The organism is Ktedonospora formicarum, assembly GCF_016587355.1.
Taxonomy (GTDB): domain Bacteria; phylum Chloroflexota; class Ktedonobacteria; order Ktedonobacterales; family Ktedonobacteraceae; genus Ktedonobacter; species Ktedonobacter formicarum.
In genome coordinates, this window is the sequence record NZ_BNJF01000009.1 from 105,475 (window position 1) to 130,481 (window position 25,007).

22 protein-coding genes and 7 pseudogenes are annotated in these 25,007 nt (G+C 53.6%); 20 read left to right on the forward strand and 9 right to left on the reverse strand.

Annotation, left to right across the window (positions count from 1 at the left end; genetic code table 11):
• Positions 1 to 252: 252 nt before the first annotated feature.
• Complete coding sequence (locus K3T82_RS43455) at positions 253 to 2,364, reverse strand: diguanylate cyclase (protein ID WP_220199694.1); 2,112 nt, start codon at positions 2,362 to 2,364, stop codon at positions 253 to 255.
• 152 nt (positions 2,365 to 2,516) lie between these two features.
• On the opposite strand from K3T82_RS43455, the gene K3T82_RS43460 reads away from it, so the two are divergent.
• Genes K3T82_RS43460 through K3T82_RS43470 form a run of 3 tightly spaced genes read left to right on the forward strand, consistent with a single transcriptional unit; the run spans position 2,517 to position 3,883 of the window.
• Entirely contained in the window at positions 2,517 to 2,693 is a 177-nt protein-coding gene (locus K3T82_RS43460; RefSeq protein WP_220199695.1) for a hypothetical protein, read from the forward strand.
• Positions 2,694 to 2,719: 26 nt separating this feature from the next.
• Positions 2,720 to 2,938: a hypothetical protein gene (locus K3T82_RS43465; protein WP_220199696.1), complete on the forward strand. Its 219-nt coding sequence runs from the start codon at positions 2,720 to 2,722 to the stop codon at positions 2,936 to 2,938.
• A 39-nt stretch (positions 2,939 to 2,977) separates the two neighbouring features.
• On the forward strand, positions 2,978 to 3,883 hold the full coding sequence (locus tag K3T82_RS43470; RefSeq protein WP_220199697.1) for a hypothetical protein: 906 nt from the start codon (positions 2,978 to 2,980) through the stop codon (positions 3,881 to 3,883).
• Here K3T82_RS43470 and K3T82_RS43475 read toward each other — a convergent pair.
• Positions 3,861 to 4,757, reverse strand: a pseudogene (locus K3T82_RS43475) (IS6 family transposase). The gene K3T82_RS43470 and the pseudogene K3T82_RS43475 overlap by 23 nt on opposite strands.
• Before the next feature lie 517 nt (positions 4,758 to 5,274).
• Between K3T82_RS43475 and K3T82_RS43480 the strand changes: the two are divergent.
• From K3T82_RS43480 to K3T82_RS43495, 5 genes and pseudogenes are all read left to right on the forward strand, one after another.
• Positions 5,275 to 5,877: a transposase gene (locus K3T82_RS43480; RefSeq protein WP_268886741.1), complete on the forward strand. Its 603-nt coding sequence runs from the start codon at positions 5,275 to 5,277 to the stop codon at positions 5,875 to 5,877.
• 24 nt (positions 5,878 to 5,901) lie between these two features.
• A complete protein-coding gene (locus K3T82_RS43485) occupies positions 5,902 to 6,153 on the forward strand; it encodes a hypothetical protein (RefSeq protein WP_220199699.1) in 252 nt (83 codons plus the stop codon).
• Positions 6,154 to 6,264: 111 nt separating this feature from the next.
• Positions 6,265 to 6,741: pseudogene (locus tag K3T82_RS43490) on the forward strand (transposase family protein); the annotation flags it as partial.
• Between the two features lie 52 nt (positions 6,742 to 6,793).
• Positions 6,794 to 6,877, forward strand: a pseudogene (locus tag K3T82_RS49545) (transposase); the annotation flags it as partial.
• Positions 6,878 to 6,943: 66 nt separating this feature from the next.
• On the forward strand, positions 6,944 to 7,789 hold the full coding sequence (locus K3T82_RS43495) for a transposase (RefSeq protein ID WP_220199701.1): 846 nt from the start codon (positions 6,944 to 6,946) through the stop codon (positions 7,787 to 7,789).
• On the opposite strand, the gene K3T82_RS43500 is transcribed toward K3T82_RS43495, so the two are convergent.
• The 7 genes and pseudogenes from K3T82_RS43500 to K3T82_RS43525 all read right to left on the reverse strand — a co-directional run bounded on the left by K3T82_RS43500 (position 7,720) and on the right by K3T82_RS43525 (position 11,319).
• Positions 7,720 to 8,559: a hypothetical protein gene (locus K3T82_RS43500; RefSeq protein WP_220198378.1), complete on the reverse strand. Its 840-nt coding sequence runs from the start codon at positions 8,557 to 8,559 to the stop codon at positions 7,720 to 7,722. The genes K3T82_RS43495 and K3T82_RS43500 overlap by 70 nt on opposite strands.
• A gap of 69 nt (positions 8,560 to 8,628) precedes the next feature.
• Positions 8,629 to 8,862 (reverse strand): annotated as a pseudogene (locus K3T82_RS50700) (recombinase zinc ribbon domain-containing protein); the annotation flags it as partial.
• A gap of 25 nt (positions 8,863 to 8,887) precedes the next feature.
• Positions 8,888 to 9,730: pseudogene (locus K3T82_RS43505) on the reverse strand (recombinase family protein); the annotation flags it as partial.
• A 1-nt stretch (position 9,731) separates the two neighbouring features.
• Positions 9,732 to 10,028, reverse strand: a complete 297-nt coding sequence (locus K3T82_RS50705; protein ID WP_220198350.1) for a DUF5372 family protein — start codon at positions 10,026 to 10,028, stop codon at positions 9,732 to 9,734.
• Between the two features lie 132 nt (positions 10,029 to 10,160).
• Positions 10,161 to 10,538 carry a nuclear transport factor 2 family protein gene (locus K3T82_RS43515; RefSeq protein WP_220199703.1) on the reverse strand — a complete coding sequence of 126 codons (378 nt, stop codon included), beginning with the start codon at positions 10,536 to 10,538 and terminating at the stop codon, positions 10,161 to 10,163.
• Positions 10,539 to 10,708: 170 nt separating this feature from the next.
• Positions 10,709 to 10,876: a hypothetical protein gene (locus K3T82_RS43520; protein ID WP_220199704.1), complete on the reverse strand. Its 168-nt coding sequence runs from the start codon at positions 10,874 to 10,876 to the stop codon at positions 10,709 to 10,711.
• Positions 10,877 to 10,890: 14 nt separating this feature from the next.
• Positions 10,891 to 11,319 carry a pentapeptide repeat-containing protein gene (locus K3T82_RS43525; RefSeq protein WP_220199705.1) on the reverse strand — a complete coding sequence of 143 codons (429 nt, stop codon included), beginning with the start codon at positions 11,317 to 11,319 and terminating at the stop codon, positions 10,891 to 10,893.
• Positions 11,320 to 12,124: 805 nt separating this feature from the next.
• Here K3T82_RS43525 and K3T82_RS43530 point away from each other — a divergent pair.
• The 12 genes and pseudogenes from K3T82_RS43530 to K3T82_RS43575 all read left to right on the forward strand — a co-directional run bounded on the left by K3T82_RS43530 (position 12,125) and on the right by K3T82_RS43575 (position 24,826).
• A complete protein-coding gene (locus K3T82_RS43530; RefSeq protein ID WP_220199706.1) occupies positions 12,125 to 12,496 on the forward strand; it encodes a hypothetical protein in 372 nt (123 codons plus the stop codon).
• 223 nt (positions 12,497 to 12,719) lie between these two features.
• Positions 12,720 to 14,900: pseudogene (fxsT, locus tag K3T82_RS43535) on the forward strand (FxSxx-COOH system tetratricopeptide repeat protein); the annotation flags it as partial.
• A gap of 26 nt (positions 14,901 to 14,926) precedes the next feature.
• On the forward strand, positions 14,927 to 15,202 hold the full coding sequence (locus tag K3T82_RS48750; RefSeq protein WP_236031922.1) for a tetratricopeptide repeat protein: 276 nt from the start codon (positions 14,927 to 14,929) through the stop codon (positions 15,200 to 15,202).
• A 436-nt stretch (positions 15,203 to 15,638) separates the two neighbouring features.
• On the forward strand, positions 15,639 to 16,667 hold the full coding sequence (locus K3T82_RS43540) for a hypothetical protein (RefSeq protein ID WP_220199708.1): 1,029 nt from the start codon (positions 15,639 to 15,641) through the stop codon (positions 16,665 to 16,667).
• A 110-nt stretch (positions 16,668 to 16,777) separates the two neighbouring features.
• Positions 16,778 to 18,355 (forward strand): annotated as a pseudogene (locus K3T82_RS43545) (IS1182 family transposase).
• A 232-nt stretch (positions 18,356 to 18,587) separates the two neighbouring features.
• Positions 18,588 to 18,920 carry a cupin domain-containing protein gene (locus tag K3T82_RS43550; protein ID WP_220199709.1) on the forward strand — a complete coding sequence of 111 codons (333 nt, stop codon included), beginning with the start codon at positions 18,588 to 18,590 and terminating at the stop codon, positions 18,918 to 18,920.
• A 50-nt stretch (positions 18,921 to 18,970) separates the two neighbouring features.
• Positions 18,971 to 19,852 carry an LLM class F420-dependent oxidoreductase gene (locus tag K3T82_RS43555; RefSeq protein WP_220199710.1) on the forward strand — a complete coding sequence of 294 codons (882 nt, stop codon included), beginning with the start codon at positions 18,971 to 18,973 and terminating at the stop codon, positions 19,850 to 19,852.
• A gap of 210 nt (positions 19,853 to 20,062) precedes the next feature.
• The gene (locus K3T82_RS43560) at positions 20,063 to 20,473 is read left to right on the forward strand and encodes a nuclear transport factor 2 family protein (RefSeq protein ID WP_220199711.1); all 411 of its coding nucleotides are present in this window, start codon (positions 20,063 to 20,065) and stop codon (positions 20,471 to 20,473) included.
• Positions 20,474 to 20,572: 99 nt separating this feature from the next.
• A complete protein-coding gene (locus K3T82_RS43565; protein WP_220199712.1) occupies positions 20,573 to 21,568 on the forward strand; it encodes a hypothetical protein in 996 nt (331 codons plus the stop codon).
• A 93-nt stretch (positions 21,569 to 21,661) separates the two neighbouring features.
• On the forward strand, positions 21,662 to 23,065 hold the full coding sequence (locus tag K3T82_RS43570) for a DJ-1/PfpI family protein (RefSeq protein ID WP_220199713.1): 1,404 nt from the start codon (positions 21,662 to 21,664) through the stop codon (positions 23,063 to 23,065).
• A gap of 430 nt (positions 23,066 to 23,495) precedes the next feature.
• Complete coding sequence (locus K3T82_RS48755) at positions 23,496 to 23,708, forward strand: hypothetical protein (RefSeq protein WP_236031929.1); 213 nt, start codon at positions 23,496 to 23,498, stop codon at positions 23,706 to 23,708.
• Entirely contained in the window at positions 23,654 to 24,826 is a 1,173-nt protein-coding gene (locus K3T82_RS43575; RefSeq protein WP_236031923.1) for a phospholipase D-like domain-containing protein, read from the forward strand. The genes K3T82_RS48755 and K3T82_RS43575 overlap by 55 nt, the downstream gene beginning before the upstream one ends.
• Positions 24,827 to 25,007 lie beyond the last annotated feature (181 nt).

Here is a 25,007-nt window from a genome sequence, read left to right on the forward strand (position 1 = left end):
CCCTTTCTCTATAACAATGATGCTTATGCTGTTAATTACTGGGTCCATTTTCTCCGCTCAAAATTTTTTGCAACACTACCGTCATAAGGGTCAAACGTCTCAGTCTGTTTTTACTCATCCCTTCCGTTACTTCTTTGCTCATTTGCTGCCGAATCGTTGCGCCTCTCGTGCGATGAGCCGAAAATGAAGAGCGACTCATGAAATACCTGTGAAGGGGCAGAATATGTAGATATGCACTTCAGCAGCATATGCCTATTGAAGCGTTGTCATAGAGACACGGTTTCGTCCACTGTGTTTGGCCTGATACATTGCGTGATCGGCGACCTCTATCAACTGATCGCGTGTCTTGCGCTGTTGCGACGTGTAGGCGACCCCAACACTTACCGTCACTGAAATACTGGTGATATCATTCTCCATGTGCCATACGCAAGGGTGCTTCACAAAGAGCATGCGCAGAGACTCCGCCAGGGCCAGGGCTTCCTGCTGCTGCACATCGAGGATGAGCAGGACAAACTCTTCGCCCCCATAACGTCCCACGAAGTCTTGAGTACGAATGGCCCCGCGTAGGCGCTGCCCCACCTGGCGTAATACCTCATCCCCAACGCGATGTCCCCAGCGATCATTGATCTTTTTGAAGTGATCGAGATCCACAAAGAGGAGGGCACAGGAGCGTGGCTCGGGATGCTCTCTCACGCATACTTCATTCAGCTTGCCCATGAGGGCGCGGTGGTTGGGCAAGCCCGTCACCGGGTCGGTGAGTGCTGCCTGCTCCTGTTCGTGGTAGAGACGTTCTACTTCGCTGAGCAATTGTTCCTGGTGTCTGTAACTTTCCTCTAGTTGCTGTCTGAACCCGCGCTCCTGCTCCATAAGTGCTTGCAAGTCCTTCATAAACGTGCGCAAACGCGGGGATTCGCCAGCAATCCAGCCAATAGCGATGGTTGCTATCACCACAAGGAGGATTAATGCCGACCAGCGTCGATCAGAAATGAGTCCGGGCACCCACGAATTGAAGAGTGTCCCAAAGATGCCAATCAAACTGACCAGGATCCCCACGAAAGCACACAGGGAGAGGGGAATATCTTTGCTGCGCAATCTGCGACCTCGTCGATGGCGAGAGAAAAGGGCCAGCAAGGGCATGGAAAGCACGATACTGGTCGAACCTAACCAGAGCACACTCGTACTTGCCAGGAGCACATGCGAAATTCGTTGCACCGCCGCTGCTGGCTGGACCGCTTCTTCAAACAGTACGGGAAGCACAAAGAAGGAAAATAGAAGAATGAGCGTCGCTCCCGCCACCTGTACGAGAATACTACGTACTGGCACGCCATATGCAGTGAGACGCGCCAGTGAGGGTGGGAGGTAATGATGTTGTGCCAGAACGACCAAGGTACGAGAAAAGAGCACCATCAGACTCATGGCAAAAACGAGGTACATGAAGGCTTGTAGCCCGCGAAAGAGTAGTCCGAACTGTGGACCCAATACGGCTGCTATAGTATCGGCTGTTGAGAGAAGTGTCCCTTCTGTCATAGAAGGCGGAAGGACGAGCAAGCCGAAGGTCGCGGACAGATAGCAGAGGCTTACAATCCCGGCGCACCACCACACATACCTCGATGCGCGCTTGATACCAGCACGCCCTCCTCGTATGCTCCCCTGCATGAAGAACGGAAAGTAAATGCCAAGCAGCGCGAAGAGCGTGATATTCAACATGGAAATGGCTGATGGGCCAAGCTGCCAGTGTTCTCTCTGTAAGAGACGATCAGGGAGATGATCAGTGAGGAGCCACCACAGAGCCGTTCCCCCCAGAAAGAGATACGCTGCACAGATAATGAGACAACACCAGGGGAGGAGGGACATCAAGAGACGAAGTGGGAAGCAGGCTATTCCCCCCATGATCCAGAGAACCCCAAGCAGAAAGATAGTCTGTCCGAGAGGCGTATGGAACCAGGGGGGCAAGGTGTGGTCAAGGAGGACGAGAATCCCACTCAACACACCACCGAGAGCAAGGATACCTGGACACCAGGTGCCAAAGAGTAGAAGAAATCCCGCCATAGGTCCAAGAAAACGTTCTATTTGCTGATAGGATTGAAAATGCTGCATGAACCACTGGGTGACAAGGGCCATAGGCAAGAGAAAGGTCACAATACCAAGAACCCAAAAGAGCAAGCTCACTGGTCCAAAAGGTCGCATATCCTCTACTGCATCGAAGAATAAGACAATGCTGATGCCGAGGGCAACAAGCTCACGTCTGCCGAGAATCGTTGGCAGGCCAGAGAAGAGGTCCGTATGCTGCCCTTGCTGACGATGAGCGGAAGATGTTGCTGCTCCACGCAAGAAGCGAAGAAGCAATGATCCCTCGGTATGCATGAAAAGACCTTTCTGTAGGAATCTTCCTTTCCTATCAGAGATATCTCGATATGATGAGTATAAGAAGATAATCTCTTCAAAACTTCGCTTTAGTTAAGAAATCATGCTTATGTCTCTATTATAATTGAAAAATCAAACAGGAACAACGCTGGATGTGGCATGTTGCCAGGTATAAAGTGATCGATGTGTACCGCAAATCGTCGCGTCTAGAGCGCGTTCCTCTAGAGGCAGAGAGAGGTGCTCGCGTGGGTGGTGCCCTGGCGGCATTCGGAGAGGAAAGGCTGCTGCTGACCAGGTGCGCGGTGGTGCTGCGAGCGCTCAGGGAGTGACGCAGGAACGATGAAAGCAGCAAGTGTTGCTCAAAGACCCTGATGTGCTGGTGGAGCGAGCCTTGCCCTGTACGCTTGATCGTCCGTCAGCACAACGCCGGTTAAGTGAGGTCTGCGCCCCTAGCTATACAGGATACAAACGCGGGGAAGCCGTTCGGACTTGGACGACCATCCTCCAAGCACATACACACCAATGGGTCGGCACATTTTCGGGGGTATCGGGCGCTGGGAATGGCGATTATTGAGGAGAGCTGCGACAGGCAGTAAAGACGATCAGCGCGTATATGCAAGCCCTGTCCCTCCCGCTTTGTCGAGCTGTGGTCCGATTGGATGGTCAATATGGCAACGGGGCCATTATCACAGATCTGGCTGGTCTCGCCTACGTCATGCGGGGCAAGGACTACGGTCTCCTTGATGGGCAAGAGGTGCAGGCTCGCTTGGTTCAGCCCCCTGACCAGCAAATGACGCATCCCGAGACCGGAACCTGCCGCACACTCTTTGATTGCCCAAATCTGCACCTTTCCCCGATAGGACTTCACGCACAAGTCATCGTTGCCACACATCCAGCGACCGAAACGAAAGCTGCAATCGGTACCACACATGGCGAGGTGGTCTACGAGCTGTTCTACACCGCCTTGCCACCAGAAGCGTTCACTCCTGCCGATGTGGTGAATCTGTATCTTCACCGGGGAGCGTTCGAGTGTGTGCTCGGTGACGAAGACAGGGAACAGGCCCCTGACCGCTGGTGCTCGCACACCGCCTGGGGCCAGGAGTTCTGGCTCATTCTGGCACAATGGATCTGGAACCTTCGCATTGAATTGGGGCATGCACTGCATCCCACGCTCATGCGCACAACAGAATTCGCTTCCGCGAGGACGGATGAGTCTGCGGAAGCAGCACCTGATCCTGTCCCTCAGACACCAGAACCAGCCCCCGTCATGTATGGACCACCACAGTGGGCGCGCCAATCGTACACGAAAGGATTTGCTGGAGCCGATTTCGCGCTCCAGCCAGATGGGACCCTCCTCTGTCCGGCTGGGCGGCCCTTGTATGCACAAGAGCGCCGACCAGAACGCAATGGATCACTGAGAGTTTTGTATGCCGCGCGGATCGGTCAGTGCCGCTCATGTTTGCTGCCCCAGCAGTGTCAAGAATCGGCGACGAACATCAAAGGGATGTGTCAGAATTGAGAAGGAAAGAGCGAACAACGTGTGTTCGATACACCTCCTCTCCATTTCTCTCTGTTTCAGCAGTTGGCATCAGAGCCTTTAAGGTATCGAGACGTTGGCAAAACATCGTGCGTTGCTGAGAGAGAGGCACAGACTGTTTCATCGTCATGGGGACACGGAAGCATTGACGTAGCTCATCAAAGGCCCGACAAAACCGGGCTGCCGAGGTGAAGCATCCAACCCCACGCCTGGGAGAATACCGCTGTTTGATGCTACGATGGTCATGTTCCAGTCGGTTGTTCAGATACTGATTGCAGCGATGGAGGACTTCGCCGCCAAGGACCTCGCGAATCGCACGAGGGTGGGAGTCATGCCCGTCGGTCGTCACGCGTTCTGGCGCATGACCAACCGTCTCGACCGCCTGCTTGAAAAACCGTTTGGCGGCCTCCATATCCCGTTTCTGGCTCAACATGGAATCCACGAGATTCCCATCCCGGTCGATAGCCCGATACAAATACCACCATTTCCCGCGAACCTCCTGGTACGTTTCGTCAACCTACCAGGAGGTTCGCGTTTGTCCTCGTCTCCTCACACGGAGTTGATCTGCCAACAACGGAGCACAACGCGCTTCCCACTCCCGAACTGCCTCATGCGTGAACACCCAACCGCGCTCCAGAAACTTCTCAGCCAGATCACGCAGACTCAGTTTGTAGCGGAGCCGCCAAAGAACGACGAGCAGGACGATATCAGGAGGTCATTCCAGGAAGTTGAAAGGGGTTCCTGTTCGTTCGTTGTCGCTGTGATGACAGGCTGAGCAGCGAAAGGTTCGGTACCCGAGTATGGTTTTCTTGCGCTGTTCTTTTGTCGTTCCTGACAGGCAATGCGGACAATTCAAGGGGCATTCCTCCTCAAAACAGGTGTGCGCTTCTCAGTCTATCGCGCCTTCGTGGGAACGCTGCTCGGGATTTTGTTCTCAGTTCTGACACATCCCACAAAACTGCAAGTTTTGGTGGAACAAATTGGGCAAGATGGATGGGAGGTATAAACCTGGATACGAGAGGCGGATGCTCCCTCTTGGTTGCGAGATATTCCGGCGGTGGAAATCCTGCGGCAGGTCTGGATGCAACTATTTTGGATGGAGGAGGGTAGGATACAGTGGCGCTCAAATGACACTATTCCCTCTTCATCCCTTCTGATCGCTTCCCCATATGACGTGCAAGCGCACTTGAACGTCAAACGCTCGACAGTATGGACTGGATACAAAGCCCATCTGACTGAGACCTGTGACGATGTCTCTCCACACTTGATTCTCCATGTGGAAACGACGTCAGCAACGACACAAGATATGGAAATGACAAGCGTCATTCATCAGAAATTGGAGCGCGCAACAGCTTCTTCCCTCAGAACATCTGATGGACACAGGGTATGTAGATGGAGAGCATCTCGTGACATGCCAGAGAACCTATGGAGTGGAGGTAATTGGACCAGTTGCCGTGAATGGAAGCTGGCAGTCTACATCTCCAGAAGGATTGGAGAACACGCAATTTCTGATTGATTGGAAAAAGAAGATCATGACGTGTCCTCAAGGGAAAACAAGCAAGAAATGGACTGTGAAGCAGGACAAAACCGTCTCGGATGTCATTCGCGCCCAATTCGGCAAAAAAGATTGTTTGGCCTGCCCGGCCGTTTCACAATGTACCCGTGCAGCAGTCAATCCACGGCAAATCGTCTTTCGTCAGCAGGAACATCATGAGGCTATTCAGGCAGCTCGAAGACGTCAAACGACGAAAGCGTTCAAAGAACGCTATTCCAAACGATCCGGGATTGAAGGCACGATTTCTCAAGGCATTCGGGCATTTGGTCTTCGTGTTTCCCGTTATCTTGGCCAAGAGAAAACCCATCTCCAGCATGTTCTGATTGCTACGGCTATGAATGTGGTTCGCCTCTTCCAATGGCAAATGGGTGAGACTCCTTCCCAACATCGTATCTCCCGTTTTGCTGCCCTTGCTCTTTAAACCATTCACCAACAGAGTCAAAAGATGTGGCGCCCCCCCAGCCATCCAGCCATCCGTCACTGGCTTCGCACTTTCTGGCAAGTTGTGCATGTATTGCACACTTCGATCCTCGCTCCTTCGCGCTCTGGAGCGGGCGATGCTCGTGCTATCCACCGCGATCAATGGCACCGAGCGACGCTGCGGCAGATGCTCGATGGTTCATACACACTCTCGGTGAAGCTCGCTTGCTACTGTCATATTGACAGATCGTTCTACATGAATAATATGCTTTTGTAGAAGGATCAGATGAAGAAGATGGAAGTTCCTGCTCCGCTTGCCTTGCCAGAAGAACTGGAGGTCACCGAGATCACGATGATCGATGAAGTTTTCACTATTACCGCTCATTCCATGCGGAACGCTCCTAGCTGCCCCCTCTGTGGCACTCCGGCGCAACGATTCCATAGCCAGTACGTCCGCCAGATCACGGATCTCCCGTCTGGTGGAAAGCGTGTCTGTTTGCGCGTTCTGGTCCGCAAATGCTTTTGTGATGCCAGTACATGCGTGCGGAAAATCTTTGCTGAGCGTTTGACTCCTTTTGTTGAACCTCTGGCGCGAGTTACTGCTCGCCTGTTTCAAGTCGTTCAGGCTCTCGGCCTGGCAACTGGCGGCATGCTGGGAGCGCGTTTAGCAGAGCGATTAGGGATCAATACCTCTTGGATGATGGTGCTTCGTCGGATCATGGCATTGCCAAGAGAGCCAGTCCAACGGGTAGTAGAGCTTGGGATAGATGACTTCGCCTGGAAACGAGGGCGAAAATGGGGCACGATCCTTGTTGATATGCAAAGCCACAAGGTCATCGATATTTTGCCTGATAGGTCTGCAGAAACTACAGCTGCCTGGATAGCAACTCACCCAGAAATTGAGCTGGTGAGTCGAGATCGGGGGGGACTATGCATCAGCAACCAAAACTGCCGCTCCTCAGGCAGTCCAGTGTGCAGACAGGTTTCACGTCCTGAAAAATCTTGGCGAGGCAGTAGAGGGGCTGCTGGCCCGTCATCTGGCTGCTCATCGAAGAGACCAGGCAGAAATGTCCTCGGCTACTCCTCTCTCTGATGTGCCAGCGAAACTGCCGCCGAGATATCATCGATCTCATCCAAGGGCTGCCGAACTGAGCCAGGCAAAGCGAGAAGAGCGCATTGCTCAATACGAGCAAGTCGTGGCCTTACGCAAACAAGGCTTCTCGCAGACGGCCATTGCCAATCGGGTAGGGATCGCTCACTCCACGGTCTCGCGTTGGTTGAGGTGTGACACGTATCCTGAACGACAACCGCCTTTGCGCAAGACTGGCGTTGATGCCCACCTCCCCTTTCTCCGCGAACGCTGGGGAGCGGGTTGCCATAACATCATGCAGATGTATCGGGAATTGCTGGAGCGTGGCTACAAGGGGTCATATCAGTCAGTCTATGACCAGGTGTTTCGCCTGCTTCCAGGAGGGACAAAGAACGCTGCACTCACATGCAACCTCTCTGCGGCTCCTCTCTCCTCCAGGTCTGCAGCTTTCCTTTTCCTTCGTCAGCTTGAAGCCCTTTCGACTGATGAACAACAAACACTCATCACCCTCAAACAGCTCGATCCAGAAATCGAACTGGCCTACAACCTTGTTCGGCAGTTTGCCCAGATGCTGCACATGCGGACCGGAGAACAGCTTGATGCTTGGCTTGAGAGCACGAGAGCGAGTCAGATCCGTGAACTGCAAGGGTTTGTCAAGAGTGTTGAGCGAGACAAAGCAGCCGTCCTCGCAGGATTAACCCTCCCCAGAACAACGATCACGTTGCATAATGCACCTCGTCACTTGGATCAATATCATATCGTTTCAGCCAGAAGCGGTTGCCTCTCCTGTGGAAGAAAGAGGCAGGATCCACGATCATTGTAACAGATCCCAATAATACGTTCTTGACGATACCAACGCCAAATGGTTTGGGCTGTAACACCGTAGGAGTGCGCCAATTCGTCAGCGGTCAGCAGCCCTTGAGCTCGCAGGCGGGTACATCGATCTGCAAGCCCGTGATGTCGACGCAGTTGATAGACATGCGTGCTGAGAAAAGGCAACCCCTCAAAGGTGCGGAAACCTTGCTGGTTCAACTGCTCAGCCACCTCTGCATCCGTATATTCCTCAAGAAGGCGGTCCATGGCTGCCAATGTCTCTGGAGGGGTCAAACGCGATTGGGACAACGGCAGAGGGAGTTCTACCATGATCGTCTGTGTAGCCCCTCCCTTGAAGCGAATATGTGCCACAATCTGATCCGTTTTGTGGACCGTTACGTCTTCAATGACCAGCCGAACTGCACGCTTGCGCTCTCGTGCGGTGGTCTTGGGGCCGTTCCAGAACCGGCGAAACCGTTCGGGTACCTGCTCAATATCCGTCCGCTCTTCCACGCTCACTTGCTGCTGATCGCCCTGGTTGTAGCGCTCTTCAACTGCTCGTGCTTCCTCCAAGGCGACCAGTTTCGCGTTCCATTCCGCTTCCAAAACGCTTGCTACCAGACGATTGTTCGGATCGACTTTGAGATAACGCCGTTGCGCTAACTCCGCTTCGTATTGCGCACGCTCCACCTGGAGATGACGCAAGCGACGAGCCTCATCTGCTCGCTGGATGACTTCCTCCTGTACTGCCAAGGTCAAGGCGAGGGCTTCGGGGGTCATGCGCTCCAGGAGCACCGCCCCAACGGCTTGATCCAGATCTCGCCCAGGAATGCGTTGACAGGGAGTATTCCCCTGGGCAATGCTTCGGCTCTGGCACAGATAATCTGGGATGATACGCTGCCCTCTGCGCTGGTGAGAGCGCACCGTCATCCGTTCGCCGCAGCAGCCACAGAGGATCAAACCCTGCAAGAGCGCAGGTCCCTCTCGTGGTGGGGAAAAACGCTTGGGAGCATACGCTTGGCTGTTCAAAGCAAGCTGTGACGCGTTCTCTCTCAAAGTCTTCCCAACTAATATACCCAACATGAGCCTCACGCACAAGGGCTACCCAGTTGGCGCGGGGAACATCCTGAATGTGGAGCTTGCCATCAGCCGTCTTCGTCGTACGTGAACGCCCGTAGACATAGGCTCCCGCATACGCTGGATGATGCAGGAGCCGCAACACATCATGATGCTCGATCTCTGCCCAGACCAGTTCTCCTTGATGCGCTCCCCGACGCAAGCGACGCGGGAAGAGCAAATGCTGTTGACGAAAGTGGCGGACGGTCGTAAAGGCCGAGCCAGTGTGCGCAAAACTGCGAAAGACCTCGCGAATGCTGGCCTGCACTTGGAGATCGGGATCAAGCACCACCACATCCGTTTCGGTGTAGACAAATCCGATGGGTAAGGTCAATTTGAGGGCTCCCCGACGCGCTTTGTTGAGGATACCGCCTTGCAGTCGAGCACGCAGGATAAAAAGCTCAGCCTCACTCATGGTGCCTTTCAGGCCAAGCAAAAGCCGGTCGTTGAAAGCCGCTGGATCATAGAGCCCTTCTTCGTCCAGGATCAAGGTGCGGGTAAGCGCACAAATTTCCAGGAGCTGATGCCAGTCGCTGGAGTTGCGTGCCAGCCGAGAAACCTCCAGCCCCAAGACCAACCCAACCTGTCCAAGGCCAACTTCAGCCACTAGGCGCTGGAAGCCTAAACGATCAGCAGTTGAGGCTCCCGAATGACCCAGATCTTGATCAATCACGACAATACGCTCCTGGCTCCAGCCAAGCGCCAGCGCCCGTTCGCGGAGCGCATATTGGCGAGCAGTGCTTTCGGTATTTTCGAGCACTTGTTGAAGTGTACTTTGCCGCACATACAGATATGCCAGGCGACTGAGATGATGAGCGCTGACCTGCTGGGTCATCTTAGTGATCCTCCTTCTGGTGAGTCTTGAGTAGCTGGTTGAGGGGTCCTATGTCTTCAAAACGAAGCATGGTTCGCCCTGCGGCAACAACCAGAAAGGGATCAGGAGGGGCGAGACTGGTCCAGGCCAGAGGGAGAGAGCGGACCTGATGTGTCTGCGGATCTGTAAAGAAGACGCGCTCTTCTCCCCAGGCGCGGCTCTGCGAGAGCAGAGGGAAGCTATGACCACTGAGAGGATGAAAGGGATGGGTGATGGTAAAGGAATGCTCACCATTCGTGTTATTAGGTGTAGTTGACAGTTCGTTTAAATGGTTTGGTCGAAGGGAAAGTCAATAAGCTCAAGCTGATCAAGCGGATGATGTTCGGGAGAGCTGAATTTCCTTTATTACGCCAGCGAGTGCTCCATGCGCTGTAACGCGCGAAGCCGGAGATCACCCCTTCCACTCGTACCGGGGTGCCGTCATGGCATATTCTCGAAGATGAATGATTTTCCCTTGGCTCACCTGTGCCAGGGATGCTCCCTCAAATCCGCCCGGGCCACCCTCATGCCGACATTCAAAGTTCCATTCAAAGAAACAGGTTTTATCCGTGGCAAAGAAGGAAGCGATGTCCCATCGCGTGACAACGTTCCCTGGAGCAAACCAGGAATCAATCCATCGAGCGATCATGTCACTGCCTCTGTAGGTTGGTCCGTAGGATTCAATGATCACGCAGTCGGGATCGAGCGTGCTCAAAATTTGTTCTCGATCTGCTGTTATCCACCCTTGAACATAGGTAAGGATCAACTGGTGAGCAGTTGCATCGGGCATAGGGCCTCCTCTTAAGAAGTGTTCTCGAAAGAGCAGCGTCTTCCACGCCGTATTCTATACTGGCACAACCCCTTTGTCCAGTTCGAGCCCCAAGCAAGCGAGCTGAATCACCAAGAGTGGACCAGATCCGAATGGTGAGCAGTCGTGATCCATCATCTGAGTATATGGCTTCAGAAGCGGATCATGATGTCTGACAACTGTAAATTCACGATACGGCTGAAAGGAGCAAGACGTGTCTCATCGGGAGAATAGGGATGTTGGAAAGTCTGCTGGTGGAAGGAAGCACAGAGCAACGATCGGTTGGCGTCGGCAGGAGGAGGGATGCCTGAGAAGAACATCCTTCGAACCTCCCTTAGAGGTCTAGGGGTTTTGTCGTGTTGGCTCCTTGGAAATTGGTTTCTGTGAGGTCGGCTTCAGCGAAGTTGGCATCGAAGAGGTTGGCTCCGGTGAGCATGGCTCCTTCGAGGTCGGCTTGTGTGAGGTTGGCTCCAGTGAGGTTGGCTCCTTCGAGGTCGGCATAATAGAGATCGGCTCCGGTGAGCATGGCTCCTTCGAGGTCGGCTTGTGTGAGGTTGGCTCCGTAGAGGTTGGCATAGGAGAGGTTGGCTCCGGTGAGCATGGCTCCTTCGAGGTCGGCTTCACTAAGGTTGGCGAAACTGAGGTGGGCTCCTTCGAGGTTGGCTCCAGTGAGGTCTGGGAGAATTGATGGATTCTGCTCTCTCCAGGTATTCCATGCACCGACTCCCTGTTTGAGAATAGCAGCATGTTCCTGATTGACCATGAGTTTCACTCCTTGTGTCTTTGGTTCTTGCAAGACAAAAACGCGCCTCTGTCCTTAGAGACAGTATCGCCTTTTAGTGTAACACAAGCAAGTGGCTCAAAGCACAGAGTTGTTCGTCTGCGGCGGCATATGAACTACCTAAATTGACAAAAACGATAGCACTGCATCCAGCTCTGAGGCGATTCCTCAGGGAATCAGTGATTATGCTGCTTACCATTCAGGGCAAAAGTGCCGGTTTGAGGGCAAAACGTGACCACATTTCAAGTCATTTACCAAAACTGTTATCAGTTGGCATGTGGTAATTGACCTGAATGTTCGACGGAATGCACTCCAATGATCGAATTTGGCCTTCAAGGTTCGATCCAGCCGGAAGCTCTGTGGCTCATGCCGCTCCAGAGGTGGAAGATGCCAGGGAACAAATGGAAATTTGTTCCACACCTTTTCTGATAAAAAACACGCTGTTATTGTAAAATACTCTAAGATGTAGAAATGGTGTCGAACATTGAGCGCAAAGTTTTTTGACCCGAAAGTTCGACACCGGACTTGCCTACGCTTAATTTGCGTCGAACATTCAGGTCAATTACCAGCATGCGTAATATCATTCGAAACCATTACTCAGCCGTTGTTCTGGCAGTGGCGGTGGAGCGTTGTGAATACGACAGTGGGGGGAGTCGGAGGTGGGCCAGGGCAAGCTTGAGCAAATGCAAGATTGCTGCAGAGCACGGGAAGTAGGCACTCCTCTATCCTCTATGCGAACGAGGACGACGCCTACATTTCCAAAGAAGATCAAAGCGAGAGGTGGGATATGCATGAGCAACGGAGTTACTCCACCCTGAAGCTCAACATTAATGATAGAGTAAGTTTCACGCGTGCAGAGATTGATAGGCGTTACGCCTCTGACTTTGGGGATCTGCTACCTGAAAACGGTCCCTATCATGGCTATAGCGTTGTTGACTTCCCCGACAGCGACCGTTTCAGCCCCTGGTCGCGTATTGGCGTACGAAAAGGGGTTCACCCCAACTCCTTCCCTTCCTGTTCTAAGGGGATCCCTTGTCAAGCGTACTTTCGCGCCTACGGCGCTCAAGAGGGTAAGGGGCCGAAGCGGGTGGACGCAAGAAGCATTGGAAAGGCGATGTCTCTTCGAGACGGCCATGATGATGTAAGGCGAGTCTCATAGCCCCTGCAAAGACAAACAACTTGCGTAGGAAGGCCCTGTTCTTTGGGATCTCCCACTTCCCATTTTGTTCGTTTTATGGTAGAATACTTTTCTACATCGATATATATTGAATTGTTAAGATACTCCTCTGACTCAAGAGAAACTGTTTGTGATGTGCGGATACCTCTATGAGTACGATGCATACAAGGGGATAAGGCAGCGTGAGGAAAGGCAGGACTAGCCTATGAGTTTTGGGCAACGCTTGCGTGAGGAGAGACAGCGACGACGATTGACCCAGGAGGAACTGGCGGAAGCCCTGGGGGGTTCCCGCCGAACCATCACCCGCTGGGAACAAGATCTGGCGATCCCTCGCTCCTTTGCCCAACAGCAGCTCAGCAGCTTTTTCGGCCTGAGTCTTGAGGAGTTCTTGAAGGAGCTTGAAATCCAGCCGTCTGCACCTTCCCCACTGCTATGGACCGTTCCCTATCCACGCCACCCCTTCTTCACCGGGCGCGAGGAGATCTTGCAGACCCTGAATCATAAGCTTACGGCTCACCCATCATCTGCGCCACCGCCAGCCGTGGCCCTCTGTGGACTGGGAGGCATTGGCAAAACCCAGGTCGCCATCGAGTATGCCCACCGCCACGCCTGGCAGTATCGTGCCGTCTTCTGGCTGGCCGCCGAAACTGCCGAGAGTCTGATGAGAAGCGTGCAGTCTATTGCTGAGCAGGTGCAACTGCCCGAACGTCAGGTCGCCGAGCAAGCCCAGGTCGTTGGGGCCGTGCAGCGCTGGCTGGCCACTGAGAAAGACTGGTTGCTCATCGCTGATAATGTGGAGGATTTCGATCGGCTGGAGACGATCTTGCCATCCCGACACCAGGGCGCTCTGCTGCTGACCACTCGTCAGCAGGCCCTCGGGCTGCTCGCCGAAGCGATGGAACTCCCCCCTATGAGCCCACAGGAGGCGGTCTCCTTGTTGTTGGCTCGTGCCAGCCTCCGAAGCGGCACAGCACCTTCAGAAGCGGTGCCGTTGGAGACCTCTGCCACCGTTGGGGCCAGCGAGCTGGTCACGCTGCTAGAAGGGTTGCCTCTGGCCATAGACCAGGCCGGAGCCTACATCGAAGAAACGGGCTGTCGGGTCGCTGACTACCTGGAGCGCTATCGTCGCCAACGCAAGCAGATCTTAGCTCGGCGGGGCGGGCATGCGGGAACTCACCCTGCTTCGGTGAGTACCACCTTGCGCCTCTCGGTCTATCACATCGGTCGGCAGCATCCAGCCGCAGGTGAACTGCTACAGTTGTGCGCCCTCTTGCATCCCGAAGCCATCCCCGAGGAACTCTTCCGTGCGGGAGCATCGCCGCTGGGACCAGCCCTGGAGGCTCTGGTGGCTAACCCCTACCAGTTTGATCTCGCCCTGGCCGCCTTGCGCAGCGCCTCGCTGGTCACCCGTTCGCCGGAGACCAAGACGCTCTCGCTGCATCGGCTGGTGCAAGCCGTGCTCGCTGACCAGATGGAGCCAGACCAGAGGCGGCTGTGGAGCGAGTGTATCGTGCGTCTGGTCAACGCTGCCTTTCCCGATGGAACATTTGAGACCTGGGCACAATGTGAGCGACTGCTGGCACAGGCGCTGGCCTGCTTCTCGCTCATCGAGCCTTCTAGCAGCACTCTCGCTGAGGCCGCTGAACTCTTCTTCAAGGCTGGGGGATATCTGATGGCACGTGGGCGCTATCAAGAGGCTGAACCGCTGCTTGAGCAAGCCATGACGCTGGGAGAGCAGCAACACGATCTCGATCAGACCGTCCTGATTCCGCGTCTGCAAAGACGGGCACAACTGTTTTGGAGACAAGGAAAGTATGCAGACGCCGAGTCGCTACTCCACCGAGCCCTCAGGTTGAAGGAACTCCATTTTGGCCCCAACCATCTCGAGACAGCTCAAACGCTCAATAATCTGGCACTCCTCTACTGGGCCCAGGGGAAGTATGATGCAGCGGAACCACTGTACCAACAAATATTAGGTATTGAAGAACAACAGCTTGGACCAACTCATCTCGAAATCGCTACTACCCTCATCAATCTGGCAAACTTGTACTGGTCCCAGGGAAGATATGATGCCGCTGAAGTCTTGTATGTACGGGCATTACGCATTCGCGAACAGCAATTGGGGCCTGAGCATCCAGATACCGCTCTTACACTCAACAATCTTGCGGCCACGTACAGAGAGCAAGGAAAAGATCAACAGGCAGAGCAATTATACTCACAGGTATTACGCATTCGCGAACAGCAATTGGGGTCTGAGCATCCAGATACCGCTCTTACGCTCAACAATCTTGCGAACGTCTATCGAGATCAAGAGAAGTACGAGCAGGCCTTGTCATTGTACCAACAGGCACGACGCATTCGTGAGCAACATCTGGGACCAACGCACCCGGGGTCGCTGAAACGCTTGGCGGCCTGGCAAATGCGTATCGGGATCAAGGCAAGTACCAACAAGCAGAAGCATTGTATCAACAAACATTGGCCATTTTCGAACAGCAGTTGGGACCCGACCACCCACATACTGCTTTCACGCTCCACGATCTGGCATCTATGTATCGGGATCAAGGCAAGGGCAAGCAAGCTGAGCCACTGTATCAACGAGCACAGGCCATCTGTGAACAACGCCTGGGGCCAAACCATCCAAGAACGAAAATGATCCGTGACGATCGAGACCGTTCTTACTCGTGCTAGAGCGCCAGTCAAGTAATTGAAAATGGATCGATCAGAACCGTTATCCGAAACTGACCCAAAGAGGGACAAGCCCTATCTGGCGTTCGGTTCCTGCTTCAACGAACAACCTGCCTGGATCTACCAGGTCTTACAGGATCTCCACAGGCGTACATTCCGGTGTCACTCACCGTACGAGGAGCAATTCTAGCAGAAACGAGGGACGAACGCAAGAGCAACAGATGTCAACGGAAAGGGATACTTGTCCACTCTTCAAGAAACTTGTTTTAGCCCTCCAAGCCTTCCCCTGAACGTAGAATAGAATATGGTGAAGCTCCTGGCATAAGACTTTCAGGCATAGCACTCACAACCGCCTGTTCCCAGACGATAAGATAAAAGGGCATGGTTGCCGCTTTTGCCGTGTCTCCCTGGAAAAGGGAAAGAAAAAGGAGTGCGCGTAATGCCATCCCAGATTGTTCATCGGGTCCTTGAGCTTCTAAGCAACGCCAATCTGCTCACAGAGGTAACGGAAGAGGAGATACAAGGGCCGGAGGAAGACACGTCTCTCATTTCCGAAGTAGGCTCGCTCTTGTATTCAGAGCATTCCGACCTGCGCCGATTTCTCTATTACGATGCGGAATATCTTTACGAGGAAGATGACCTGATCAGGCTGCTTAACGAGTTTGCCGAGGCAACAGATGGAGAATGGCCCCTCCAGAACGCCCAGGCGGACTGGGACGGCTTGCAGGCAAACGTGGCCTTTGATTTTTACGATCAGCATATCAGCTGGACATTTCAACAGGAGTCAGATTGGGTGAGTTGCGAATTCTATGAACGAATCGGAGCACTTGCGCAACAACATTTACCTGGAGTTTTCGTGAATCTCCCCACAAGCGATCAATGTGCCTGTCACCTTTACCTGCCTAAGGAGATCGCCACGGAAGTGGCATTTCTAGCGATGCTGAACGAGGAGCCAGAACTCGATCATCCACTGTTGATGCACGTCTTTGCGGAAGTGCAACGCCTAGGGTGGCTCGTGGATGTGCCATTTGCTCGGCAGATCTGCGGCGCAAGCAGCCCGTCATTGCTCGAAGCGTGGTTGCCAGGTCATGTCATGGTCCGCTCCCTCTGGACCGAGAACAGCCTGCTGGCCTCAAGAAATGGCAGTGATTACTACGAGGGCGCGATCAGGGACTTGGCTCAGCTGACACGTGGTGAATGGAACCCGCAGCAGGTGTGGTGTACGAACGACGAAGAGAAGCCAGGCATCAGCATTGCTTTCGACTTCAGGAACGAGCACTTTACCTGGCATCTGGCACCGGCGGCTTCGCAGGTGCCAGAAACCTTTTCCGCTCACCTTACGCTGTTCGCCAAAGATTTTCTGAGCGGAGACTTTGTGGAGGTGCGCATGAACCAAGGCGAAAGCGCCTATCTTTATCTGCCGAGAGCTACCGCAAAAGCCTTGCAAAGATCCTCATCCGAGCGTTGAGTGTAGTGAAACAGATGTCTCGTGTCTCCAGAAGAGAGCCTGGATGAGATTGACAGAGCACATGGGAGATGGTTAGCTCAAGAAAAATGTCGAAAGGCGGGAAGAGAAAGATGCAACCATCGCTTTGGCAGCCATCAGTCGAGTTATCCACGCAAGAAGAGTGGATTGTCAAGAGAATTCGGAAGGCCAGGTTGTTTGTGTTTTTGCGAAAGTTTCGACATGAACTATTTAATGAAGCCTTTCAGCACGAATTGGCACATCTGTATCGGGATGCCAAGCGAGGACACCCACCAGTTGCCCCAGCAATGCTAGCGCTGGCGCTCATCTTGGAGGCATATACAGGCGTCTCGGATGATGAGGTCATTGAAGCCACTGTCATGGATTGACGTTGGCAGTTGGTCCTGGACTGCTTAGATGCACAGGAGGCGCCTTTCAGCAAAGGAACGCTTGTGGCCTTTCGCCATCGATTGATTGAGGGGCAAATGGACCGACGGCTCATTGAACGCACCGTTGAGATTGCTCGTCAATCTCAGGCATTTGGGCCACGAGCTTTATGGGCAGCGCTCGATAGCAGTCCCTTGTGGGGAGCTGGACGAGTGGAAGATACCTATAATTTGGTAGGTCATGCACTCAGAAAGGTGATGCGCGTGGTGGCTAACCGGCAGGGGAGGGAATTGGCGGAAGTGGCGCACGATTCGGAGGCCGAGTTGGTGTGTGGGAGCAGCCTGAAAGCGGCGTTGGATCGCGATTGGGACCGACAAATTGAGAAAGATGAGGCACTCACCTTGGTCCTGAATGCGTTGCAAGCAGCGGAGACCTGGGTGCAGACCTTGCAACAGGAAGATGCGCTCTTGGCTCAGCCGTCTCTCTCGATTGCTCGCCAGGTGAAAGCAAAAGATGTGCAAGTGGATGAGAAAGGAAAAACGAGTCTGATCAAAGGGGTGGCAAAAAAACGGCGCATCAGCGTTGAAGACTCCGAGATACGTCATGGACGCAAAAGTCGCAGCGTTTTGGTGGATGGGTACAAACGCCATGTGCTGTATAATCTGGACACGAATCTCATCCGCGCGGTGGGAATTACACCAGCCAATATTCCTGAAGCCAGCGTAACGAAAGCCATCAGCGAAGATCTGGAGCAGCAAGAAGTCCGTTTAAAGGAACTGCACATCGACCGGGCCTATTTAAGCAGCCATTTGGTGCGGGAGCGAAACAACGATCTGGAGGTGTATTTCAAAGCCTGGCCGGTGCGTGAGAGCAAACGCTTTGCCAAGCAGACCTTTACCTTGGATTGGGAACGGCAGATAATTCGGTGTCCCAATGCACAGGAGATGCCCTTTGTGCCCGGTGGCGTGGTTCATTTCCCCGAAGAAGAAACCTGCGCGCAATGCCCCTTAAAAGAACTATGCACCACCAGTGCCAAAGGTCGGAGTGTGAGCATCCATCCTGATGAGGCTTTGTTCATCGAGTTACGCGAGCGCCAATAGACTGTGCAAGGACGTATCAAGCTGTGCAAACGAGTAGCTGTCGAGCATACCCTGGCCCATGTCGATCGATGGCAAGGGCGACGCGCCCGCTATCGTGGACTGCGCAAGAATCTCTTCGATCTACACCGTTGCGCTGTCGTCTACAATTTGCATGTCCTGGCTCGTTCCCAATCGGTTCAAACTGATCTTCAAGACGCCGCTTGATTTCTCGACCGATGCTCTAGTGAGACTAGCGAGGAAGTCGTCTTTATCTTGCTGTATGTGTGACTAACCCATTTTTTGCGACTCTCCCCCATCAATTTTATGCCCTCGCGACTCTCCCCTGGATTATTCCGTAACAATCATCCTTTTTGGGTGATGCTAACTCCTCCTGGTTGAAGATATACTCAGAACGGCAATCACGTCACACCTTCTACTGCGTAAAGAGGAGAAACACATGGATTACGTCATATCCAGAGAGCAACTGGGTCCAGGACACCTATTTCAGGGAAATGCGTATGGAGACGTTCCCATCTCATTTTTCTGGGTGCAGGCTCAACCCGGACAGGGTCCTCGCCTGCACGTTCATCCCTATGAAGAGATCTTTGTCGTGCAGGAAGGTCAGGCAACGTTTATCCTTGGTGATACCTCTATAGAGGTAGAGGCAGAGCATGTTGTGATCGGGCCAGCTCACGTTTCCCACAAGTTCATCAATTCAGGGAAGGGTCCGCTCAAGATGATCAATATTCATCCTGGCAAAGAGGTCATTCAGCAGTGGCTTGAGGATTGAGACAGAAGAAATCAGCAGGAAATCTACTTCTAAGGAAAGAGGAGGAGGCCATGAAACTAGGACTACATCTCTATGATTTTCACTGGCCAGTAGAAGCACACCAGATTGGTTCCACGCTGGCCCAGATCGCCCGGACCGCAGAGGCCAGCGGATTTGAGTACATCAGCGTGCCAGATCATGTGTGGCAAAGCCATCATCTGAGCGGGCCAGAGCGAGAAATGCCCGCTGCCTATCCGACCCTGGCCTACCTTTGTGCGTACACCAGCCAGATGAAGTTGCTCGCTCTGGCGACAGCATCTCCATACTGGCAACCGGTCTTGCTGGCAAAGGCGGTTACAACATTGGATGTGCTTTCCGGCGGGAGAGCCTGGTTGGGTATTGGAGCAGGCGATTACGAAGAGGAGGCTCGCGCGTCCGGGCTTCCCTTTCCTCCCGTCAAAGAGCGCTACGAGCGGCTAGAGGAGATGCTCCAGATCTGCCTGCGTATGTGGCAGGGGGAGTGTGGAGACGAACGCCCATACGAGGGGAAGCACTATCATATTGGGCGCCCGCTCAACCTGCCGCAGAGTCTCAGCCGGCCTCACCCGCCAATCCTGATTGCAGGCAGTGGAGAGCAGAAGACCTTACGCCTGGTTGCGCGGTATGCCAATGCCTGTAATCTACGTCCCGGCCCGGATATTCCCAAAAAGTTGGAGGCCCTGCGCCAGCATTGTGAGGCCGAAGGTCGAGATTACCATGCGATTGAGAAGACCTGCGCGTTTGCCTTCGACGTGGGCGAGGATGGTTCCAGGGTTGGTGAACTGATCAAGCAATTGCAAGACCTGTCCGCCATGGGCATTGAGACGGTCCTGGGAGCAGTCCCACATGTCTACCAGATCAAGCCTCTAGAGATTATTGGCCGTGAGGTCATTCCAGCCATTGCAGAACTATGAACACAGAAAGCCCACTCTGTTTCTTTCAGGACGACCATACATAGGCACGTTCAGACGAGCGGCATTACTATGCACATTAAGACAGAGCTCATCGGCAACAACTGGGGCCACTATCGCCTTTGAGGCAGTAGCGGAACTATCGATTCTCTGCGAGAGGAATAGACCTCATCGGAGCAACAGTATTCAAGCGAGAAAGAAATGAGTTATTTCATGAACAGACAGCAAACGGAACAAGAGATTATAGGCCTGGCAGTCACCTGGACAGCCGCTGAGTTGCGCGGAGACACAGCCTTTATTGAGAAAACCCTCACCGATGACTTCGTCGGAATAGGACCACTCGGTTTTCTCTTACACAAGCAACAGTGGCTTGGGCGGCATCAGTCTGGTGAGCTGAAGTACGAGACGTTGGACCTGGATGAGGTTCAGGTCCACCTGTACAGTGGGGTAGCTATCCTGACTGGTCGCCACGTCCAGAACTCACTCGTTCGTGGACAGAATGTAAAGGCTCAGTTACGCACAACCCTGGTCTTTGTCCAACAACAAGAAGCATGGCAACTGGCAAGTCTACACTACTGTAGCATTGGTCAGCCACCGACATTCACACCATCCCCGCAGTCCTAGCGCGGTGTCCAGCATCATTGATGCCAACGAGCAGTCAGAGAAAGTCTCTCAAGCACCAATGGAACGATGAATCTAGAGTAGTACAAGGAGAAATACGCAGTGTTTGATACAACATCTTCTCAGTCACGCGGTGAGACAACGCGATTTCGCTTGCTTCATTTCGTCAAAGAGAGTTTCGCGCTTTATCCACTCTTGATCCTGGTAGGAGCAGCGAATGTACTGGTACTGCTGGCAGCGTTAGGAGGCATTGTCTTTGATCACAGGATTATCACAGGAATGCCAGCATGGGTAAAACCAGCCAAATTTGCCCTCTCAATCAGTATCTATAGCTTCACACTCCTGTGGTTGCTCAGTTTTATTCAAGGTCATACACGGTTGGTACGCATGGTGGCGAATGCGACCGGGGTCTTTCTGACGGTTGAGATCGTGATTATTGTTGGGCAGGTTATACGGGGGACAACCAGCCATTTCAATAATAGCACGCCACTGGATAGAACCCTTTTCCTGATTATGGCGGGTTTTATCGCGCTGGTATTTGTCATGGGTATAGTCGCTGCCGTTCTGCTGTTGCTCCAGCGTCAGTCAGATCCCGCTTTTACCTGGACACTGCGGCTGAGTATGGTCATTACCCTGGTGGGCATGGCGGTGGCGTTTTTGATGACAAGGGGACCGACTCCGCAGCAATTGGAGCTATCGCGAACTGAAGGACGTCTTGTAGCCATTGGTGCTCATAGTATTGGTGTTACCGATGGGGGGCCAGGCTTGCCGTTTGTTGGATGGAGTACGGAGGGCGGAGATTTGCGTATTCCTCACTTTGTTGGATTGCATGCGTTGCAGGTGTTACCACTCTTCTGGTGGCTGTTTTTGCGCCGCTCAAAGGTGTTGAGCGATAGTCACCGGGTGGCGCTGGTCTGGACGGCGAGTGTAGGGTATCTGGGAGTGGTGGGATTGCTCGTATGGCAAGCGCTACGGGCGCAACCGCTCATCGCGCCTGATGCTGACACGTTGAATGCGTTCGTGCTATTGATGAGCGCAGTGGTGCTGACGGTAGTGGGCATAGTGCTTCATGCTCGTATAAAGGCTACAACGATGTAGGTGCGAGACGAAAGCATGCAGTGAGTGAGATCAGGTGAGCGATACGCTCGGAGTTTCGTTGGCTCATGCAAAACGAAAGGAAGAAAGAACCAGATGACGAAGAAAACGCTTGCCTTCGTAGTCTATCCGGGCATATCCCTGCTAGAATTCGTGGGCAGCCGTACCTTGCTGGGCATAATCCTGGCACAGGAGGGATCACCCCTGAAACTGGGGGTTGACTATGAGTTGGTGGTAGTGGGAGAGCGGATCGAAGAGATTCCCACGGATACCCCTCTGTCAATTCTTCCCCAGAAGACCTTCGCAGACGTTGCACGTCCAGACGCACTGGTCGTGATTGGTGGAGGAGCAGACACGCTTTTGGCATTGGAGGATACGAACCTGATCTCCTATGTGCGGGGTGCCGGAGAGTGTGCCTCCTGGGTAGCTGCGACGAGTACTGGTTCGCTGTTGCTGGCCGCCGCCGGACTGCTCGAAGGACGCCTAGCCACGACGCATTGGGCCTATGCGGATCGCTTGCAGGCCTATAACGTCCGCTATCAGGCAACAGAGACCTCTAACACGGTCACAGATGGCAAGTTCACGACGACAGCCGGAGCCTCAGGGGCAGTTGATATGGCTCTACATTTGGGCGCGCAACTCACGAACCAGGCAACCGCGCAGTTCGGGCAACTGATGATCGAGTATGATCCGCACCCACCTTTCGGCAGGCTCGACTGGACCAGCTTCGATCAGCAGCGAGCCATACTCACACCGCTGATGAATCGGCGTCCAGACAGACAGGACACTGTCCAGGATATTGCCTTTCTCCTCTATCCAGGCCTGACCGTCTTTGATCTGGTTGGCCCATTGCAGGTGTTCTCCGCATTGCACCGAATCGCCCCGGAGTTTCGACTCATCGTGGTTGCCGAGCAAGCGGGTCCAGTCATGACTGATATCGGAGTGCGGATGGTGCCCAACTGTACCTTTGCCGACCTGCCTCATCCCGATGTCTTCTTCGTCCCGGGCGGTACTACACCAACCTTGCAGGCGATGAGCAATCCAGCCATCCGCCAGTATATCCGGAGTGCGGCACAACATGCCCAATGGATCATCTCGGTCTGCACGGGGGCGCTATTGCTGGCAGCGGTGGGACTCCTAGAGGGGCGTGAGGTAACCACGCATTGGTCTTTTCCGCGCTACCTCAAGGATCTGGGGGCGCGATACGTTCAGAAACGCTGGACGGTCAATGGCAATATTGTGAGTGCTGCCGGGGTCTCGGCGGGCGTCGATATGGCACTCTATCTGGTGTCTCGGCTGAGGAACGAGGAAACGGCGCATACGGTGCAGTGGTTGATTCAGTACGATCCTCAGCCTCCCTTTGGAGGAATCGACTATCAGCACCTGAAGCTCTTGCCTCGGTGTATGCGGGGAATTTTCACGTTCGTAGCACCTCTCTATACCACCAAGGCTCGCCGATTAACCCGCCAGGAGAGGGGCAGACCGCCGTATGATGTTTGACATCTGTGGTCAGCGCAAAGTGAGCAGAAAACCAAGAGCTATGAATACTGGAAACGGCGGTGCTTGCCGTCCATAAGAACGGCTGCAATAGCGGTTGTGCCACTGCGGTAAAAGAAAGGCTTCTGCCCTTCTTTTACCGCAGTGCCTTCGGCGACAGTTGGTAATAAGCATGACGAGCGAGTAGGTTTTAGGGCGACGAGTGAGCAATCAGCACGAAGCACGAGCACTGGTACAGATGTACGTGGGAAAAGCGCTCTCCATCTGGTATACTCCATATGCGAGTTGTGAATTGCGTTTTTCATCCCAGGTTGATTGGCTATTGAGAACGCTTCATCTATCGCTCGTGAGAGGCAGAGAGACCGATGATTGCACCGGCAGTGATTTGGACTGGGATGTGATTGGAGGTGAGAGCGAGTGAGAAGAGATTTGAATGCGAGCGATTTCGCCATCCCTCACGCTTCCACAGCGTCATACCCCATCCGTTCCGGCAACGTCATTCGACCGCTCATCGACGGGGAGCCTGCATTCCGCCGCGTTTGCGAGGCGATTGAAGCGGCCTCGCACAGCGTTTGGGCAACGGTCACGTTCCTGTGGGCAGCGTGTCAGATGCCAGACGGAAGAGGCACACCGCTCGACGTCCTGAATCGCGCAGCCGAAAGGGGTGTCGATGTTCGCATCATCTTCTGGCGTCCTGACCCTGAAACGGAAGCCTGGAAAACGAATGCGTTCTGGGGGGCACCCGAACAGTTTGATAAGCTTCGAACAAGCGCTTCGTCTATTCTCATCCGCTGGGATCGAGCCCAGCCTGGATACTGTCAGCATCAGAAAAGTTGGTTGATTGATGCAGGGACTGAAACGGAGACCGTGTTTCTTGGAGGAATTAATCTCAACCCCCATTCCGTGGTTGCTCCCGGCCATCATGGGAAAGGGCACAACCATGATGTGTATGTAGAACTGGCGGGACCTTCAGCGGTTGACATCCACCACAACTTCGCCCAGCGCTGGAATGAGGCAAGTGAGCGACATCTGGCCGATGGTCGATGGGGCGAAGGCAGCGAATCCGATCTCCCGTTTCCGACAAACGTCCCCGACCGAAAAGGAAACGCCATCGTTCAAATTCAACGAACGATCCATGGTGGTCGATATTCCAACGGACATGCCACGCCTTTGGGAGTCGTTTACCAAATTGAAACTGGCGAACACTCGAATTTCGATCAGTATTGTGCGGCGATACGTGCGGCCCGCCGCTCCATTTATATCGAGAATCAGTCTATCGTCGTTCCGGAAATCATCGAGTGCTTGCACCAGGCGTTGCTGCGTGGGGTGGAAATGGTCGCAGTGGTGCCAGCAGAAGAAACCATCCCTGAAATATTGGCGAATCTTGCCACCTTCGACAATTTCACCTTAGCGGGCCTTGCAGGACAAAGCTCCGATGGCAAGCGGAACCCGGTCTGGATTCACGCAAAACTCATGCTTGTTGATGGAGAATGGGGCACCGTTGGCTCGTGCAACCTGCATCGCTATTCGCTTTTCGGGAACGGCGAACTGAATGCGGCTTTTTGGGATCACGAGACGGCTCGCGTCTTGCTGTCCGAACTGCTCTCGGAACATCTCGACAGTGCTATTTCCAGGTTGGATGACCGTACTGCACTTCAACTCTTCGGGAAGATTGCCAGAAACAATCGCCAACGTTTGGAAAATGGTGATAGCAGATGGCAAGGTCTCGCCTTTAGCCTTCTCCCACTCTTGCAAAACTCTTGAGTATGTCAGATACCCCACGTTTGAAGGCTGTCACTTACACACAACTATGCATGTTTGCAAAAGATCCTCAACATCATGCAAGGGAAAGGTGTCAAAAAACAATGGTGGCAAACTTTGCTGGAACAATTTGGGGAAAGAAAATAAAGAAGAGGAAAACAGGCACCATGCCAAAGCTCAAATA